The organism is Oceanithermus profundus DSM 14977 (genome assembly GCF_000183745.1).
GTDB lineage: Bacteria > Deinococcota > Deinococci > Deinococcales > Marinithermaceae > Oceanithermus > Oceanithermus profundus.
This window is the reverse complement of the sequence record NC_014761.1, coordinates 1,633,079-1,649,216: the sequence shown is the minus strand read 5'-3', so window position 1 is coordinate 1,649,216 and position 16,138 is coordinate 1,633,079. Positions and strand designations below refer to the sequence as shown.

Here is a 16,138-nt window from a genome sequence, read left to right as displayed (position 1 = left end):
CATGGCGGTCAAGACGGAGTTCGACCTCAAGAAGACGCGCAACATCGGGATCGCCGCGCACATCGACGCCGGCAAGACCACCATCACCGAGCGCATCCTCTACTACACCGGCCGCATCCACAAGATCGGCGAGGTGCACGAGGGTGCGGCGACGATGGACTGGATGGAGCAGGAGCGCGAGCGCGGCATCACCATCACCTCGGCGGTGACCACGGCCTTCTGGAAGGATCACCGCATCAACATCATCGACACCCCGGGCCACGTGGACTTCACCATCGAGGTCGAGCGCTCGATGCGCGTCCTCGACGGCGCCGTGGCGGTCTTCGACGCCAGCCAGGGCGTGGAGCCGCAGTCGGAGACCGTCTGGCGGCAGGCCGAGAAGTACCGGGTGCCGCGCATCGCCTTCGCCAACAAGATGGACAAGACCGGCGCCGACATCCTGCTCGTGCTCAACAGCATGAAGCAGCGCCTGGGCGCCCGGCCGGTGCTGATGCAGTGGCCGATGGGCCAGGAGGACGAGTTCCGGGGCATCATCGACCTCGTCTCCATGAAGGCCTACACCTACGGCAACGACCTGGGCACCGACATCCAGGAGATCGAGATCCCCGCCGAGTACCAGGAGGTGGCCGCGGAGTGGCACGACAAGCTGGTCGAGGCCGCGGCCGACCTGGACGAGGACGTGATGATGAAGTACCTCGAGGGCGAGGAGGTGACCGCCGAGGAGCTGAAGAGCGCCTTCCGCAAGGGCACCATCTCCCTCGACGTGACCCCCGTCTTCCTGGGCTCGGCGCTCAAGAACAAGGGCGTTCAGCTCCTGCTCGACGCCGTGGTGCAGTACCTGCCCTCGCCCCTGGACGTGCCCCCCATCAAGGGCGCGACCCCCGACGGCGGCGAGGTGGAGCGCACCCCCGACGCCGACGGTCCGCTGGCGGCCCTGGCCTTCAAGATCATGGCCGACCCCTACGTGGGCCGCCTCACCTTCGTGCGCGTCTACTCCGGCACCCTCAAGGCCGGCTCCTACGTCTACAACTCCACCAAGGGCAAGAAGGAGCGCGTGGGGCGGCTGCTGCGCATGCACGCCAACCACCGCGAAGAGGTGGAGGAGCTGCTCGCGGGCGACCTCGGCGCCGTCGTGGGCCTCAAGGACACCGTGACCGGCGACACCCTGGTGGGCGACGGCGACGACCCGATCGTGCTCGAGTCCATCGACATCCCCGAGCCCGTCATCTCGGTGGCTATCGAGCCCAAGACCAAGGCCGACCAGGAGAAGCTGGCCATGGCGCTCTCGCGGCTGGCCGAGGAAGACCCCACCTTCCGGGTGCACACCGACCCCGAGTCGGGCCAGACCATCATCTCGGGCATGGGCGAGCTGCACCTGGAGATCATCGTCGACCGCCTGAAGCGCGAGTTCAAGGTCGACGCCAACGTGGGCCAGCCCCAGGTGGCCTACCGCGAGACGATCACCCGGATGGTCGACGTCGAAGGCAAGTTCGTGCGCCAGTCGGGCGGCCGCGGCCAGTACGGCCACGTCAAGATCAAGGCCGAGCCGCTCCCGCGCGGCGGCGGCTTCGAGTTCGTCAACGCCATCGTCGGCGGCGTGATCCCCAAGGAGTTCATCCCCGCGGTGCAGAAGGGGATCGAAGAGGCCATGCAGTCGGGCCCGCTCATCGGCTTCCCGGTCGTGGACGTCAAGGTCACCCTCTACGACGGCTCCTACCACGAGGTGGACTCTTCGGAGATGGCCTTCAAGATCGCGGGTTCGATGGCGATCAAGGAGGCCGTGCAGAAGGGCAGCCCGGCCATCCTCGAGCCCATCATGCGGGTCGAGGTGACCACGCCCGAGGAGTACCTGGGCGACGTGATCGGCGACCTCAACAGCCGCCGTGGCCACGTGCTGGGCATGGAGGCCCGCGGCAACGCGCAGGTCATCAGCGCCCACGTGCCGCTGGCCGAGATGTTCGGCTACGCCACCGACCTTCGTTCCAAGACCCAAGGCCGCGCCTCGTTCGTGATGTTCTTCGACCACTACGCCGAGGTGCCCAAGCAGGTGCAGGAGAAGCTGATCAAGCATTAGCGCGACGCGCAAGGAGGAAACCATGGCCAAAGGTGTATTCGAACGAACCAAGCCCCACGTCAACGTGGGCACCATCGGTCACGTCGACCACGGCAAGACCACCCTCACCGCGGCGATCACCTTCGCCGCCGCCGCCGCCAACCCCAACGTCGAGGTGGCCAGCTACGAGGAGATCGACAAGGCCCCCGAGGAGAAGGCCCGCGGCATCACCATCAACACCGCCCACGTGGAGTACGAGACCGAGAAGCGCCACTACTCCCACGTCGACTGCCCCGGCCACGCCGACTACGTCAAGAACATGATCACCGGCGCGGCCCAGATGGACGGCGCCATCCTGGTCGTCTCCGCCGCCGACGGCCCCATGCCCCAGACCCGCGAGCACATCCTGCTCGCCCGTCAGGTGGGCGTGCCCTACATCGTCGTCTTCATGAACAAGACCGACATGGTCGACGACCCCGAGCTCCTCGAGCTCGTCGAGATGGAGGTGCGCGAGCTCCTCAGCGACTACGAGTTCCCCGGTGACGACGTCCCCGTCATCGCCGGCTCCGCCCTCAAGGCCCTCGAGGCCCTCCAGGCCAACCCCAACACCCAGCGCGGCGAGAACGAGTGGGTGGACAAGATCTGGGAGCTCCTCGACGCCATCGACGAGTACATCCCCACCCCCGAGCGCGACGTCGACAAGCCCTTCCTGATGCCCGTCGAGGACGTCTTCACCATCACCGGCCGCGGCACCGTCGCCACCGGCCGCGTCGAGCGCGGCAAGATCACCGTGGGCGAGGAGGTCGAGATCGTCGGCCTGCGCCCCCACCCACAAGACCGTCGTCACCGGCCTGGAGATGCACCGCAAGATCCTCAACGAGGCCATCGCCGGCGACAACGTCGGCGCCCTCCTGCGCGGCGTCGCCCGCGACGAGATCGAGCGCGGCCAGGTCATCGCCAAGCCCGGCTCCATCACCCCCCCACACCAAGTTCGAGGCCTCGGTCTACATCCTCAAGAAGGAGGAGGGCGGCCGCCACACCGGCTTCTTCACCGGCTACCGCCCCCAGTTCTACTTCCGCACCACCGACGTCACCGGCGTCGTCACCCTCCCCGAGGGCGTCGAGATGGTCATGCCCGGCGACAACGTCGAGTTCTCCGTCGAACTCATCAAGCCCATCGCCCTGGAAGAAGGCCTCCGCTTCGCCATCCGCGAAGGCGGCCGCACCGTGGGCGCTGGGGTCGTGACCAAGATTCTGGAGTGAGGTGAGGGATGCCAAAGATTCGCATTAAGCTGCGCGGTTTCGACCACAAGAGCCTGGACGCTTCCGCGCGCAAGATCGTCGAGACGGCCCGGCGCAGCGGCGCCAAGGTGGCGGGGCCGGTTCCCTTGCCCACCCGCATCCGCCGTTTCACCGTGCTGCGCGGTCCGTTCAAGCACAAGGACAGCCGCGAACACTTCGAGATCCGCACCCACAACCGTCTGGTGGACATCACCAACCCCAACAAGAAGACGATCGAGAGCCTGATGACCCTCGACCTGCCGACGGGCGTGGAGATCGAGATCAAGACGGTGGGAGGTGGCCGGTGAAGGGCATCCTAGGCGCCAAAGTGGGCATGACCCAGATCTGGAAGAACGACCGCGCCATCCCCGTGACCGTGGTGCTGGCGGGCCCCTGCCCGGTGGTGCAGCGCAAGAGCCCGGAGCGCGACGGCTACGCTGCGGTGCAGCTGGGCTTCGTGCCGCTCGAGCCCAAACGGGTCAACAAGCCGATGAAGGGCCACTTCGCCAAGTTCTCGGCCGAGCCGGTCCGCTACCTGCGCGAGATCCGCGACTTCGAGCCCGAGGGCGACGTCGTCACCGTCGAGATCTTCCAGCCCGGCGACAAGGTGGACGTGACCGGCACCAGCAAGGGCCGCGGCACCGCGGGCGTGATGAAGCGCTGGAACTTCGCCGGCGGCCCCGCCTCGCACGGCGCCCACCGCATCCACCGCCACGGCGGTTCGATCGGGCAGCGCAAGGCGCCCGGCCGCGTCTACAAGGGCAAGAAGATGGCCGGCCACTACGGCGCGGAGCGCATCACGGTGCAGAACCTGGAAGTGGTCGAGGTGATCCCTGAGGAGAACCTGCTCCTCATCAAGGGCGCGATCCCGGGCCCCAACGGCGGCCTGGTGGTCGTGCGCGAGACCACGCGCGACAAGGGGGCGAAGTGATGTACAAGGTTCCCGTCATTCCCGCCAAGGGGAAGGCCACCTCGCGCGAGCTGCCCCTCCCCGAGGAGGTGAACCCCCACGTCCTCTACGAGGTGGTGCGCTGGCAGCTGGCGAGCCGCCGCCGCGGCACCGCCTCGACGAAGACCCGCGGCGAGGTGAGCTACTCGACCCGCAAGCTCTTCCCCCAGAAGGGCCTGGGCCGCGCCCGCCACGGCAGCCGCGGCGCGAACATCTTCGTCGGCGGCGGGGTCGTCTTCGGCCCGCGTCCGCGCGACTACGGCTACACCCTGCCTCGTAAGGTGCGCCGCGCCGGCCTGGCCATGGCGCTGGCCGACCGCGCTCGCGAGGAGAAGCTGCTCATCGTGGAGGCCTTCGCCGGGGTCGAGGGCAAGACCAAGCAGTTCGTGGAGTGGGCAAGCAAGCACGGTCTGGACGGCTCCGAGCGCGTCACCCTGGTGACCGCCGACGAGAACGTGCGCCGCGCAGCGCGCAACCTGCCCTGGGTCGTGACCCTGAGTCCCGAGGGCATCAACGTCTACGACATCCTGCGCACCGACCGGCTCGTCCTCGACGAGGCGGCGCTGGCGCTCGCGCTCGAGCGCGCCGGCATCGGAGGTGAGGCGTGAAGACCCCGTACGACGTGATCATCGAGCCGGTGCTCTCGGAGAAGGCCTACGGCGGCTACGCCGAGGGCAAGTACACCTTCTGGGTGCACCCGGACGCCTCCAAGACCGCGGTCAAGAACGCGGTGCAGCAGGCGTTCAAGGTCAAGGTCGTGGACGTCAACGTGATGAGCGTGCGCGGCAAGAAGAAGCGCATGGGCCGCTACGAGGGCAAGCGCCCCGACCGCAAGAAGGCGATCGTGACCGTGGCCCCGGGCCAGAAGATCGAAGCCCTGGAAGGGCTGATTTAGAGGTGAACCATGGCGGTTAAGAAGTTCAGGCCCTACACCCCCTCCCGTCGCTTCATGACGGTGGCCGACTTCTCGGAGATCACCAAGACCGAGCCCGAGAAGTCGCTGACCGAGCCGCTGAAGAAGACGGGCGGGCGCAACAACCAGGGGCGCATCACCGTGCGCTTCCGCGGCGGCGGCCACAAGCGCCTCTACCGCATCATCGACTTCAAGCGGCGCGACAAGGCCGGCATCCCCGCCCGCGTCGCCGCCATCGAGTACGACCCCAACCGCTCGGCGCGCATCGCCCTGCTCTTCTACCGCGACGGCGAGAAGCGCTACATCATTGCCCCCGAAGGGTTGAAGCCGGGCATGACCGTTCAGTCCGGCCCCGAGGCGCCGATCCAGGTGGGCAACGCCCTGCCGCTGCGCTTCATCCCCGTGGGTACGGTGGTGCACGCCATCGAGCTCGAGCCCGGCAAGGGCGCCCAGCTGGCGCGCTCGGCCGGCACCGGCGCGCAGATCCAGGGCCGCGAGGGCGACTACGTGGTGCTGCGCCTGCCCTCGGGCGAGCTGCGCCGCATCCACGCCGAGTCCTACGCGACCGTGGGCGTGGTGGGCAACGCCGACCACAAGAACATCGTCATCGGCAAGGCCGGCCGCACCCGCTGGCTCGGCCGCAAGCCGCACGTGCGCGGCTCGGCGATGAACCCGGTGGACCACCCCCACGGCGGCGGCGAGGGGCGTGCGCCCCGCGGACGTCCGCCCGCCTCGCCCTGGGGCTGGCAGACCAAGGGCAAGAAGACCCGCAAGAAGCGCAAGCCCTCGGACCGGTTCATCATCAGCCGGCGGAAGAAGAAGTAGCGAGGTGAAGCATGCCGCGTAGTCTGAAAAAAGGCGTATTCATCGATGACCACCTTCTCGAAAAGGTCGAGGCCATGAACGCCGCCGGCGAGAAGCGGGTCATCAAGACCTGGAGCCGACGCTCCACCATCGTTCCCGAGATGGTCGGGCACACCATCGCCGTCTACAACGGCAAGCAGCACGTGCCCGTCTTCATCACCGAGAACATGGTGGGCCACAAGCTTGGCGAGTTCGCGCCGACCCGCACCTACCGCGGGCACGGCAAGGACGTCAAGCAGGCCAAGAAGCGCTAGGGGGGCGGAGCATGGAAGCGAAAGCCGTGGCCAAGTACATCCGCATGTCTCCGCGCAAGGTGCGCCTGGTCGTGGACCTGATCCGCGGCAAGAGCGCCGACGAGGCCGACCAGATCCTCAAGTACACCAACAAGCGGGCCGCCCACGCGGTGCGCAAGGTCCTGAAGAGCGCGGTCGCCAACGCCGTCAACAACCACGACCTGCTCGAGGACCAGCTGGTGGTCAAGGCGGCCTACGTCGACGAGGGCCCCACCCTCAAGCGCATCCTGCCGCGGGCCCGTGGCCGCGCCGACATCATCAAGAAGCGCACCAGCCACATCACCGTCATCGTGGAGGAGAAGCATGGGTAACAAGATCAACCCCATCGGCTTCCGCCTGGGCATCACCCGGGACTGGGAGTCGCGCTGGTACTCGGGCAAGAAGGGCTACGCCCAGCTGCTCGAGGAGGACCGCAAGGTGCGCGAACTCATCGAGAACGAGGTGGCGCACGGCGGCATCGCCCGCATCGACATCGAGCGCGCCGCCGACAACCTCTCGGTGACGGTGCACGCGGCCAAGCCGGGCGTGATCATCGGGCGCGGCGGCGAGACGATCAAGCGCATGCGCGCGGAGCTGCAGAAGATGTTCCCGAACCGCACGATCGCGCTCAACGTCCAGGAGGTGGGCAACCCCAACCTCTCCGCGCCGCTCGTGGCCCAGCGCGTGGCCGAGCAGATCGAGCGCCGCTTTGCGGTGCGCCGCGCCATCAAGCAGGCGGTGCAGCGCGTCGTCGAATCGGGCGCCCAGGGCGCGAAGGTTGTGGTCTCGGGCCGCATCGGCGGCGCCGAACAGGCCCGCACCGAGTGGAGCTCCGACGGGCGCGTGCCGCTGCACACCCTCCGCGCCAACATCGACTACGGCTTCGCCCTCGCCCGCACCACCTACGGCGTGCTGGGCGTGAAGGCCTACATCTTCAAGGGCGAGGTCATCGGTCAGCAGAAGCCGGCGCGCAAGGCCGCCGCGGCCGCGGGCAAGCCCGAGCGCACCCGCCGCCGCCCCGCCGTGCGCCGCCGCGTGAAGAAGGAGGCCAGCGATGCTGATGCCTAAACGGCTCAAGTACCGCAAGCAGCACCGCGGCAACATGCGCGGGGCCACCAAGGGGGGCGACTACGTCGCCTTCGGCGAGTACGGCCTGGTGGCGCTCGAGCCCTCCTGGATCTCCAACCGCCAGATCGAGGCCGCGCGTGTGGCCATGGTGCGCCACTTCCGCCGCGGCGGGAAGATCTACATCCGCATCTTCCCCGACAAGCCCTTCACCAAGAAGCCGCTGGAAGTGCGCATGGGTAAGGGTAAAGGCAACGTGGAAGGCTGGGTGGCCGTGGTCAAGCCCGGCCGCGTGATGTTCGAGGTTGCCGGCGTGACCGAGGAGCAGGCGCGCGAGGCCTTCCGCCTGGCCGGCCACAAGCTGCCGATCAAGACCAAGTTCGTCAAGAGGGATGCCTACGATGAAGCTCAATGAGATGCGCAACCTGAGCACCGAGGAGCTCTACGAGCAGGTGCGCGAGAAGAAGCGTGAGCTGATGGACCTGCGCTTCCAGGCCTCGATCGGGCAGCTGGCGCAGAACCACCGCATCCGCGAGACCAAGCGCACCATCGCCCGCCTGCTCACGGTGATCCGCGAGAAGCAGCAGGCGGCGGAGTAGGGGAGGAGAGCCGATGCCCAGAAAAGTACTCACCGGCGTCGTGGTCAGCGACAAGATGGACAAGACGGTCGCCGTGCTGGTGGAGCGCCAGTTCCCGCACCCGCTCTACGGCAAGGTGACCAAGCGTTCCCGCAAGTACCTGGCCCACGACGAGGAAAACGCCTACAAGGTGGGCGACGTCGTCGAGATCGTGGAGGCGCGGCCCATCTCCAGCCGCAAGCGCTGGAAGGTGACCCGCCGCCTCGAGGAAGGCCGCATGGACGCGGTCGAGCGTTACCGCCTGCGCAAGGAGCGTGGTAAGGCATGATCCAGCAGGAAACGAGTCTTACGGTCGCCGACAACTCCGGCGCGCGCCGCCTCAAGGTGATCCGCGTGCTCGGGGGCTCGTACCGGCGCTACGCCAGCATCGGCGACGTGGTGGTGGCCTCGGTCAAGGAAGCCATCCCCGGCGGCGTGGTCAAGGAGGGCGAGGTCGTCAAGGCGGTGATCGTGCGCACCAAGAAAGAGGTCAAGCGCGCGGACGGCAGCGCCATCCGCTTCGACTCCAACGCCGCGGTGGTGCTCAACAACCAGGGGGAGCCGCGCGGGACCCGCGTCTTTGGCCCGGTGGCGCGTGAGCTGCGCGAGCGCAAGTTCATGAAGATCGTCTCCCTGGCGCCGGAGGTGCTCTGATGCAGCCCAAACTGCACGTCAAGAAGGGCGACAACGTGGTCGTGGTCTCGGGCAAGGACCGGGGCAAGACCGGCCGCGTCATCGCCGTCTACCCCAAGAAGCAGCGGGTCGTCGTCGAGGGCGTCAACGTGGTCAAGAAGGCCATGCGCGCCACCCCCGACAACCCCCAGGGCGGTTTCCACGAGATGGAGGCGCCGGTGCACGCCAGCAAGGTGCGCCCCGTCTGCCCCAGCTGCGGCAAGCCCGTCCGGGTCAAGAAGAAGCTGATCGAAGAGGAAGGCAAGGTCCGCCGCATCCGCGTGTGCAACCACTGCGGCGCCGCCCTGGACGAGGAGTGAGGTGAACGATGCCTTTGGAGATTAAACTCAAACAGCGCTACGTCAGCGAGGTGCGTCCGGAGCTGATCCAGCGCTTCGGCTACGACAACGTCTGGGCCGCGCCGCGCCTCGAGAAGATCGTCATCAACCAGGCCCTGGGCGAGGCCAAGGAAGACGTGCGCATCCTCGAGAAGGCCGCCGAGGAGATCCGCCAGATCACCGGGCAGAAGCCGGTCATCACCCGCGCCAAGAAGTCGGTCTCGAACTTCAAGCTGCGCAAGGGGATGCCCATCGGCCTCAAGGTGACGCTGCGCGGCGACCGCATGTGGGTCTTCCTGGAGAAGCTGATCAACGTCGCCCTGCCCCGCATCCGCGACTTCCGCGGCGTCAACCCGAGCGGCTTCGACGGCCGCGGCAACTACAACCTGGGGATCCGCGAGCAGCTGATCTTCCCCGAGATTTCCTACGACCAGGTGGACGCCGTGCGCGGCATGGACATCGCCATCGTGACCACCGCCGAGACCGACGAAGAGGCCAAGGCTCTGCTCGAGCTCTTGGGGTTCCCCTTCCGTAAGTAGAGGAGCGACATGGCTAAGAAGGCACTCGTAGAAAAGGCGAAGCGCAAGCCCAAGTTCAAGGTCCGGGCCTACAACCGCTGCACCCGCTGCGGCCGTTCGCGCGCGGTCTACCGCTACTTCGGCCTCTGCCGCATCTGCATCCGCGAGCTCGCGCACAAGGGCCAGCTTCCGGGCCTGAAGAAGGCTTCCTGGTAGCGAGGGCCGGTCGGGGGGTTTCCCTCGAGACCGCTCGCTGAGCCTTAGGAGACAAAAGGAGAGAAGATATGACCACCGATCCCATTGCGGACATGCTCACCCGGATCCGGAACGCGCTCATGGTGCACAAGGCCACCGTGGACGTTCCGGCCTCCCGGTTCAAGGAAGAGATCGTCAAGATCCTCGTGCGCGAGGGCTACCTGAAGGGGTACGAGCGCGTCGAGAACGACGGCAAGCCGCTCCTGCGGCTCGAGCTCAAGTACGGCCCCCGCCGCGAGAAGGCCATCAAGCACATCCAGCGCGTCTCCCGTCCCGGCCGCCGCGTCTACGTGAGCGCGGACCAGGTGCCGGTGGTGCGGCGCGGTCTGGGCATCGCCATCGTCTCCACGTCCAAGGGCGTCCTCGTCGACCGCGAGGCGCGCCGCAAGGGCGTGGGCGGCGAGGTCGTTTGCGAGGTGTGGTGAGATGTCGCGCATCGGCAAGCTTCCCATCCCCCTGCCCGCGGGCGTGACCCTCGACGTCAAGCCCGGTCAGGTGACCGTCAAGGGCCCCAAGGGCCAGCTGGTCGTGGACTTCGACCCCGACCTGGAGATCGCCGTCGAGGAAAACCAGGTCGTCGTCAAACGCCCCACCGACAGCCGCCGCCACCGGGCGCTGCACGGGCTCACCCGCTCGCTGGTGGCCAACGCCGTCGAGGGCGTTTCCCAGGGCTTCGTCAAGGAGCTCGAGATCAAGGGCATCGGTTACCGCGCCAAACTGCAGGGCGGCAAGATCGAGCTCTCGATCGGTTACAGCCACCCCGTCATCGTCGAGGCCCCCGAGGGCATCACCCTCGAGGTGCCCGAGCCCACCAAGATCCGCGTTTCGGGCATCGACAAGCAGAAGGTGGGCCAGGTGGCGGCGAACATCCGCGCCATCCGCCCGCCCGACGCCTACCACGGCAAGGGCATCCGTTACGCGGGCGAAGTCCTGCGCCTCAAGCCGGGTAAGGCCGGCGTGACCGGAGGTTAGTCATGGCCCGATTGAACACCTTTCAGCGTCGCAAGTACCGCACCCGCAAGCGCGTGAAGCGTTCCGGGCGCCCGCGGCTCACCGTCTACCGCAGCCTCAGCCACATCTACGCCCAGATCATCGACGACGAGGCGGGCCAGACCCTGGTGGCCAGCTCCACGCTCGCGCTCGGGGTGAAGGGCAACAAGACCGAGGCCGCCAAGCAGGTCGGCGCCGACATCGCCAAGAAGGCCGCCAGCAAAGGCATCAAGCAGGTGGTCTTCGACCGCGGGGCCTACAAGTACCACGGCCGGGTCAAGGCGCTGGCCGAAGCCGCCCGTGAAGCGGGGCTCGAGTTCTAAAGGAGGACGGCATGCCAGAAACCGATTTTGAAGAGAAGATGATCATGATCCGGCGTACCGCCAAGACCTACAAGGGCGGCCGTCGCTTCCGCTTCGGGGCGCTCGCCGTCGTCGGCGACCGTCAGGGCCGTGTCGGCGTGGGTCTGGGCAAGGCCAAGGAGGTGCCGCTGGCGGTGCAGAAGGCGCAGAACATCGCCCGCCGCAACCTGATCGAGGTGCCCCTCGAAAACGGCACCATCCCCCACGAGATCGAAGTCGTCTACGAGTCGAGCCGCGTCATCCTGCGGCCTGCCGCCCCGGGTACCGGCGTGATCGCGGGCAAGGTGCCCCGCGCCATCCTCGAGCTCGCGGGCGTGACCGACATCCTCACCAAGGTGCTGGGCAGCCGCAACGAGATCAACGTCGCCTACGCGACGATCGAGGCGCTCAAGCAGCTGCAGACCTGGGACGAGGTCAAGAAGATGCGGAAGGAGGCTTCCTGATGGGTACCCTTCGCGTCAAGCTGGTCCGTAGCCCCATCGACTTCCCGCGCGACCAGAAGGCCACCCTGCGGGCGCTGAAGCTCACCAAGATGAACCGCGAGCGCGAGCTTCCCGACAACCCCTCGGTCCGGGGCATGATCCGCAAGGTCGAGCACCTGGTCCAGATCGTCGAGGTGAAGGAATGAAAGTCACCGACCTGAAACCCAACCCCGGCGCCACGAAGCGCAAGAAGCGCGTCGGCCGCGGCACCTCGAGCGGCCACGGCAAGACCGCGACCCGCGGCCACAAGGGGCAGAAGTCGCGCTCCGGTGGCCTCAAGGACCCGCGCCGCTTCGAGGGCGGCCGCTCCACCCTGATCATGCGCCTCCCCAAGCGGGGGATGCGCGGCCAGGTTCCGGGCGCGATCAAGCGCCCCGAGTACCAGACGGTCAACCTCGGCCGCCTGGTGGAGCGCTTTCCCGAGGGCGGCGAGGTGACCCCCGAGCTGATGGCCAAGGCGGGCCTGATCCGCAAGGCGGGCGGTCGGGTCAAGGTCCTCGCCCACGGCGAGGTGACCGTCGCCCTCAAGGTCCACGCCCACAAGTTCTCCAAGAGCGCCGCCGAGAAGCTCGCCGCCGCTGGCGGCGAGGCCCTGACGCTGGAAGCCGAGCCTGGCGAGGAGGCCTGAGATGCTGCGCGCGTTTAGGGATGCCTTCGTGGTCCCGGAGCTGCGGCAGCGCCTCTTCTTCACGCTGATGATGCTGGCCGTCTACCGGCTGGGCACCTTCGTGCCCACGCCGGGGGTGGACACGGCCAAGGTCTCCCAGTTCCTGGGGACGGCCGCGGGCGGCGTCTTCGGCATCATCAACCTCTTCTCGGGCGGCAACTTCGAGCAGTTTTCCATCTTTGCGCTGGGCATCATGCCCTACATCACCGCGGCGATCATCATGCAGCTCCTCACCACCACCGTGCCGGCGCTCGAGAAGCTGCAGCGCGAGGGCGAGGAAGGCCGCCGCATCATTACCCAGTACACCCGCATCGGCGGTATCGCCCTGGGCGCCTTCCAGGGGCTGTTCTTGGCCGTGGGCTTCCTCGAGAACAACGGCGGGCAGTTCCTCCTGCCCGGCTGGGAGCCCGGCTGGGGCTTCCGACTCATCGTCGTCATCACCCAGGTGGCGGGCATCGCCCTGCTCTTGTGGATGGGCGAGCGGATCACCGAGTACGGCCTGGGCAACGGCGTTTCGCTGATCATCTTCGCCGGCATCGTGGCCAACTGGGTGCCCCAGCTGATCGGCCTCTTCCAGCTCGTCTCCCGCGGTGAGGTGGGGATCGTCAACGTGATCTTCTTCTTCGCCTTCATCGTCCTGGCCTTCGCGGGGATGGTGGCCGTCACCCAGGCCGAGCGAAGAATCCCGGTACAGTACGCCCGCAAGGTGGTGGGCCGCAAGATGTACGGCGGCCAGACGACCTACCTGCCGATCAAGCTCAACGCCGCCAACGTCATCCCCATCATCTTCGCCGCGGCGATCATCCAGATCCCCATCTTCCTGACCGCGCCCTTTCAGGCGAACAGCCCGATCGCGTCCGCGATCGCGAGCTTCTTCAACCCGCGCAACCCCAGCGGCCTGATCATCGAGGTCATCCTCGTCATCCTCTTCACCTACATCTACACCGCGGTGCAGTTCGACCCGCGCCGGATCGCCGAGAACCTGCGCGAGTACGGCGGCTTCATCCCCGGCGTGCGCCCCGGCGAGCCGACGATCAAGTTCCTCGAGCACATCGTCAGCCGCATGACGCTCTGGGGCGCCCTCTTCCTGGGGGTGGTGACGGCGCTGCCGCAGATCATCCAGAACCTGACCAAGGTGCAGTCGCTGGCCTTTTCGGGGATCGGCCTGTTGATCGTCGTGGGCGTGGCGCTCGACACCCTGCGGCAGATCGAGTCGCAGCTGATGATGCGCAACTACGAGGGCTTCCTCTCCAAGGGCCGGATCAAGGGGCGGAGGAACTTCTGATGGCCGCGGGGTCGATGGTCGTGATCTTCCTGGGGCCGCCGGGTGCCGGCAAGGGCACCCAGGCGGCCCGGCTCGCGGACGACCTGGGCCTGGTTAAGATCTCGACCGGCGACATCCTGCGCGACCACGTGGCCCGCGGCACCGAGCTGGGGCGCCAGGCGGGGCCGATCATGGAGCGCGGGGATCTCGTGCCCGACGACCTGATCCTCGCCATCATCCGCGAGGAGCTGGCGGGGATGCCCGAGGTCCGCGCCATCTTCGACGGCTTCCCGCGCACCACCCGCCAGGCCGAGGCGCTCGACGCCCTGCTGGCCGAGCTGGGCGCCCCGGTGAACGCGGCGCTGCTGCTCGAGGTGCCCGAGGACGAGCTGGTGCGGCGGATGCTGAAGCGCGCCGAGCTCGAGGGCCGCGCCGACGACAACGAGGCGACGATCCGCCGCCGGCTCGAGGTCTACCGTGAGCAGACCCAGCCGCTCGTCGACTACTACGCCGCGCGCGGGGTGCTGAAGCGCATCGACGGCCTGGGCGACCCCGGCCGGATCTACTGCCGCATCCGGGAGGCGCTCTAGTGCCGATCGTCCTCAAGAGCCCCGCCGAGATCGAGCGCATGGCCGAGGCCGGCGCGCGCCTCACCGAGGTGATGGACCGCATCGCCGAGGCCGTGCGCCCGGGGGTGAGCACGCTCGAGCTCGACCGCATCGCCCGCGAGGGGATCGAGGCGCAGGGGGCCAAGCCGGCCTTCCTGGGCCTCTACGGCTTTCCGGCCACGATCTGCGCCTCGCCGAACGAGGTCGTCGTGCACGGCATCCCCTCGGAGCGGCCGCTCGAGGAGGGCGAGATCCTCTCGGTGGACGTGGGGCTCTTCTACGGGGGCTACGCCGCCGACATGGCCCGCACCTTTCCGGTGGGCGCGGTCTCCGAAGAGGCGGCGCGCCTCATCCGGGTGACCGAGGAGAGCTTCTGGAAGGGGTTCGAGGCGGCGCGTCCGGGCGCGCGGCTCGGCGACGTCTCCGCCGCCATTCAGCAGCACGTGGAGGATGCGGGCTTCTGGGTGGTGCGCGAGTTCGTGGGCCACGGCATCGGCAGCGAGATGCACGAGGACCCGCAGCTGCCCAACTTCGGCCGGCCCGGCGTGGGGCCCAAGCTGCGCCCGGGGATGACCCTGGCCATCGAGCCGATGGTGACCCTGCACGCCGCGCCTGTAGTAGTATTGGAAGATGGCTGGACCGCCAGCAGCGGGCGGGGGAACCTCGCTGCCCACTACGAAAACACGGTGGCGGTCACCGAGAGCGGCCCAAGGCTTTTGACGGGAAGACGCTAGGGGGAGCAGAGTGGCGAAGGAAAAAGACACCATACGCGCGGAGGGCGTCGTCCTGGAGGCGCTGCCCAACACCCAGTTCAAGGTCAAGCTGGACTCGGGCCTCGAGATTCTGGCCTACGTTTCGGGAAAGATGCGCATGCACTACATCCGCATCCTGCCGGGCGACCGCGTGGTGGTGGAGATTACCCCCTACGACCCCAGCAAGGGAAGAATCATCTACCGGAAGTGAGGTTTGGTCATGAAAGTGCGTGCTTCGGTCAAGAAGATGTGCGACAAGTGCAAGGTGATCCGCCGCCACGGCCGGGTCTACGTGATCTGTGAGAACCCCAAGCACAAGCAGCGCCAGGGGTGAGGTGAGGAGGCAGCATGGCTCGTATCGCAGGTGTTGAAATTCCCAGGAACAAGCGCGTGGAGATCGCGCTGACCTACATCTACGGCATCGGCCGCACCCGCGCCAAGGAGGCGCTCGAGGCCACCGGAATCGACGGCTCCATCCGCGTCAAGGACCTTTCCGAGCAGGACGTGGTGAAGCTGCGCGACTACGTCGAGAACAAGTGGAAGCTCGAGGGCGAGCTCCGCAGCGAGGTGCAGTCGAACATCAAGCGGCTCATGGACATCGGCTGCTATCGCGGGCTGCGCCACCGCCGCGGCCTGCCGGTGCGCGGGCAGAAGACCAAGACCAACGCCCGCACCCGCAAGGGGCCGAAGCGCACCGTCGCCGGCAAGAAGAAGGCGCCGCGCAAGTAGCTTGCGTACCGGATGAAGATCGGGTACACTCCTAAGGTTGCTCCAGCCGCCGGTGCGGCGAGGGCCAGTTGATACTCCAAGGAGGAGAGTATGGCCAAGGCTAAGAAAACCAGAACGACGCGAAAAAAGGTCAAGAAGCAGGTCGCGCACGGGAAGGCGTTCATCCACGCGACCTACAACAACACGATCATCACGATCACCGACCTGGACGGGAACCCCGTAACCTGGTCCTCGGGTGGCGTGATCGGTTACAAGGGCAGCCGTAAAGGCACCCCCTACGCCGCGCAGCTGGCCGCGATGGACGCCGCCAAGAAGGCGCAGAACTTCGGCATGACCCAGGTCGACGTCGTGGTTCGGGGCACCGGCGCGGGGCGCGAGCAGGCGATCCGCGCCCTCCAGGCCAGCGGGCTGCAGGTGCGGTCCATCGTCGACGATACCCCGGTCCCCCACAACGGATGCCGTCCCCGCAAGAAGAAGCGGGCGTAGG

Annotated in this window: 29 protein-coding genes and 1 pseudogene; all 30 read left to right on the top strand. The window is 67.5% G+C overall.

Translation table 11 applies throughout. The annotated features are described in order from the left end of the window. Position 1 precedes the first annotated feature (1 nt). The 30 genes and pseudogenes from fusA (at position 2) to rpsK (ending at position 16,137) form a co-directional block, all read left to right on the top strand. Positions 2-2,074 (top strand): elongation factor G, encoded by a 2,073-nt coding sequence (gene fusA, locus OCEPR_RS08230; RefSeq protein ID WP_013458254.1) that lies wholly within the window; start codon positions 2-4, stop codon positions 2,072-2,074. A 22-nt stretch (positions 2,075-2,096) separates the two neighbouring features. Then, positions 2,097-3,316, top strand: a pseudogene (tuf, locus tag OCEPR_RS08225) (elongation factor Tu). A gap of 8 nt (positions 3,317-3,324) precedes the next feature. Further along, positions 3,325-3,642 (top strand): 30S ribosomal protein S10, encoded by a 318-nt coding sequence (rpsJ, locus tag OCEPR_RS08220; protein ID WP_013458252.1) that lies wholly within the window; start codon positions 3,325-3,327, stop codon positions 3,640-3,642. Further along, positions 3,639-4,265, top strand: a complete 627-nt coding sequence (gene rplC, locus OCEPR_RS08215) for a 50S ribosomal protein L3 (protein WP_013458251.1) — start codon at positions 3,639-3,641, stop codon at positions 4,263-4,265. The genes rpsJ and rplC overlap by 4 nt, the downstream gene beginning before the upstream one ends. Beyond that, positions 4,265-4,891 carry a 50S ribosomal protein L4 gene (gene rplD, locus OCEPR_RS08210; protein WP_013458250.1) on the top strand — a complete coding sequence of 209 codons (627 nt, stop codon included), beginning with the start codon at positions 4,265-4,267 and terminating at the stop codon, positions 4,889-4,891. The genes rplC and rplD overlap by 1 nt, the downstream gene beginning before the upstream one ends. Further along, positions 4,888-5,178 (top strand): 50S ribosomal protein L23, encoded by a 291-nt coding sequence (locus OCEPR_RS08205; protein ID WP_013458249.1) that lies wholly within the window; start codon positions 4,888-4,890, stop codon positions 5,176-5,178. The genes rplD and OCEPR_RS08205 overlap by 4 nt, the downstream gene beginning before the upstream one ends. Positions 5,179-5,187: 9 nt before the next feature. Next, the gene (gene rplB, locus OCEPR_RS08200; protein ID WP_013458248.1) at positions 5,188-6,021 is read left to right on the top strand and encodes a 50S ribosomal protein L2; all 834 of its coding nucleotides are present in this window, start codon (positions 5,188-5,190) and stop codon (positions 6,019-6,021) included. Positions 6,022-6,032: 11 nt separating this feature from the next. Next, complete coding sequence (gene rpsS, locus OCEPR_RS08195; protein ID WP_013458247.1) at positions 6,033-6,314, top strand: 30S ribosomal protein S19; 282 nt, start codon at positions 6,033-6,035, stop codon at positions 6,312-6,314. An 11-nt stretch (positions 6,315-6,325) separates the two neighbouring features. Beyond that, complete coding sequence (gene rplV / locus OCEPR_RS08190; RefSeq protein ID WP_013458246.1) at positions 6,326-6,664, top strand: 50S ribosomal protein L22; 339 nt, start codon at positions 6,326-6,328, stop codon at positions 6,662-6,664. Then, positions 6,657-7,400, top strand: coding sequence for a 30S ribosomal protein S3 (rpsC, locus tag OCEPR_RS08185; protein ID WP_013458245.1), 744 nt, complete (start codon positions 6,657-6,659; stop codon positions 7,398-7,400). The genes rplV and rpsC overlap by 8 nt, the downstream gene beginning before the upstream one ends. Beyond that, positions 7,387-7,812 carry a 50S ribosomal protein L16 gene (gene rplP / locus OCEPR_RS08180; protein WP_013458244.1) on the top strand — a complete coding sequence of 142 codons (426 nt, stop codon included), beginning with the start codon at positions 7,387-7,389 and terminating at the stop codon, positions 7,810-7,812. The genes rpsC and rplP overlap by 14 nt, the downstream gene beginning before the upstream one ends. After that, entirely contained in the window at positions 7,799-7,996 is a 198-nt protein-coding gene (rpmC, locus tag OCEPR_RS08175; protein ID WP_013458243.1) for a 50S ribosomal protein L29, read from the top strand. Before rplP ends, rpmC begins: the two co-directional genes overlap by 14 nt. 13 nt (positions 7,997-8,009) lie before the next feature. Beyond that, positions 8,010-8,303, top strand: a complete 294-nt coding sequence (gene rpsQ, locus OCEPR_RS08170) for a 30S ribosomal protein S17 (protein WP_013458242.1) — start codon at positions 8,010-8,012, stop codon at positions 8,301-8,303. Then, the gene (gene rplN, locus OCEPR_RS08165) at positions 8,300-8,668 is read left to right on the top strand and encodes a 50S ribosomal protein L14 (RefSeq protein WP_013458241.1); all 369 of its coding nucleotides are present in this window, start codon (positions 8,300-8,302) and stop codon (positions 8,666-8,668) included. The genes rpsQ and rplN overlap by 4 nt, the downstream gene beginning before the upstream one ends. After that, entirely contained in the window at positions 8,668-9,006 is a 339-nt protein-coding gene (gene rplX / locus OCEPR_RS08160) for a 50S ribosomal protein L24 (protein WP_013458240.1), read from the top strand. Before rplN ends, rplX begins: the two co-directional genes overlap by 1 nt. An 8-nt stretch (positions 9,007-9,014) precedes the next feature. Next, entirely contained in the window at positions 9,015-9,563 is a 549-nt protein-coding gene (gene rplE, locus OCEPR_RS08155; RefSeq protein WP_013458239.1) for a 50S ribosomal protein L5, read from the top strand. Positions 9,564-9,572: 9 nt separating this feature from the next. Further along, entirely contained in the window at positions 9,573-9,758 is a 186-nt protein-coding gene (locus OCEPR_RS08150) for a type Z 30S ribosomal protein S14 (RefSeq protein WP_013458238.1), read from the top strand. Positions 9,759-9,826: 68 nt separating this feature from the next. Next, positions 9,827-10,222, top strand: coding sequence for a 30S ribosomal protein S8 (gene rpsH / locus OCEPR_RS08145; RefSeq protein WP_013458237.1), 396 nt, complete (start codon positions 9,827-9,829; stop codon positions 10,220-10,222). Between the two features lies 1 nt (position 10,223). Further along, a complete protein-coding gene (rplF, locus tag OCEPR_RS08140) occupies positions 10,224-10,769 on the top strand; it encodes a 50S ribosomal protein L6 (RefSeq protein WP_013458236.1) in 546 nt (181 codons plus the stop codon). A gap of 2 nt (positions 10,770-10,771) precedes the next feature. Further along, positions 10,772-11,110 carry a 50S ribosomal protein L18 gene (rplR, locus tag OCEPR_RS08135; protein ID WP_013458235.1) on the top strand — a complete coding sequence of 113 codons (339 nt, stop codon included), beginning with the start codon at positions 10,772-10,774 and terminating at the stop codon, positions 11,108-11,110. Between the two features lie 11 nt (positions 11,111-11,121). After that, positions 11,122-11,592, top strand: coding sequence for a 30S ribosomal protein S5 (gene rpsE, locus OCEPR_RS08130; protein WP_013458234.1), 471 nt, complete (start codon positions 11,122-11,124; stop codon positions 11,590-11,592). Continuing rightward, the gene (rpmD, locus tag OCEPR_RS08125) at positions 11,592-11,777 is read left to right on the top strand and encodes a 50S ribosomal protein L30 (protein ID WP_013458233.1); all 186 of its coding nucleotides are present in this window, start codon (positions 11,592-11,594) and stop codon (positions 11,775-11,777) included. Before rpsE ends, rpmD begins: the two co-directional genes overlap by 1 nt. Further along, complete coding sequence (rplO, locus tag OCEPR_RS08120) at positions 11,774-12,259, top strand: 50S ribosomal protein L15 (RefSeq protein ID WP_013458232.1); 486 nt, start codon at positions 11,774-11,776, stop codon at positions 12,257-12,259. The genes rpmD and rplO overlap by 4 nt, the downstream gene beginning before the upstream one ends. A 1-nt stretch (position 12,260) precedes the next feature. Then, positions 12,261-13,583 (top strand): preprotein translocase subunit SecY, encoded by a 1,323-nt coding sequence (gene secY / locus OCEPR_RS08115; protein WP_013458231.1) that lies wholly within the window; start codon positions 12,261-12,263, stop codon positions 13,581-13,583. Further along, the gene (locus tag OCEPR_RS08110; protein ID WP_013458230.1) at positions 13,583-14,152 is read left to right on the top strand and encodes an adenylate kinase; all 570 of its coding nucleotides are present in this window, start codon (positions 13,583-13,585) and stop codon (positions 14,150-14,152) included. The genes secY and OCEPR_RS08110 overlap by 1 nt, the downstream gene beginning before the upstream one ends. After that, entirely contained in the window at positions 14,152-14,904 is a 753-nt protein-coding gene (gene map, locus OCEPR_RS08105; protein WP_013458229.1) for a type I methionyl aminopeptidase, read from the top strand. The genes OCEPR_RS08110 and map overlap by 1 nt, the downstream gene beginning before the upstream one ends. A gap of 10 nt (positions 14,905-14,914) precedes the next feature. Next, on the top strand, positions 14,915-15,133 hold the full coding sequence (infA, locus tag OCEPR_RS08100) for a translation initiation factor IF-1 (RefSeq protein ID WP_013458228.1): 219 nt from the start codon (positions 14,915-14,917) through the stop codon (positions 15,131-15,133). Positions 15,134-15,142: 9 nt separating this feature from the next. After that, positions 15,143-15,256: a 50S ribosomal protein L36 gene (gene rpmJ, locus OCEPR_RS08095; protein WP_013458227.1), complete on the top strand. Its 114-nt coding sequence runs from the start codon at positions 15,143-15,145 to the stop codon at positions 15,254-15,256. Between the two features lie 14 nt (positions 15,257-15,270). Then, positions 15,271-15,651 carry a 30S ribosomal protein S13 gene (gene rpsM, locus OCEPR_RS08090; protein ID WP_013458226.1) on the top strand — a complete coding sequence of 127 codons (381 nt, stop codon included), beginning with the start codon at positions 15,271-15,273 and terminating at the stop codon, positions 15,649-15,651. A 90-nt stretch (positions 15,652-15,741) separates the two neighbouring features. After that, a complete protein-coding gene (gene rpsK / locus OCEPR_RS08085; RefSeq protein ID WP_013458225.1) occupies positions 15,742-16,137 on the top strand; it encodes a 30S ribosomal protein S11 in 396 nt (131 codons plus the stop codon). Position 16,138: the final 1 nt, after the last annotated feature.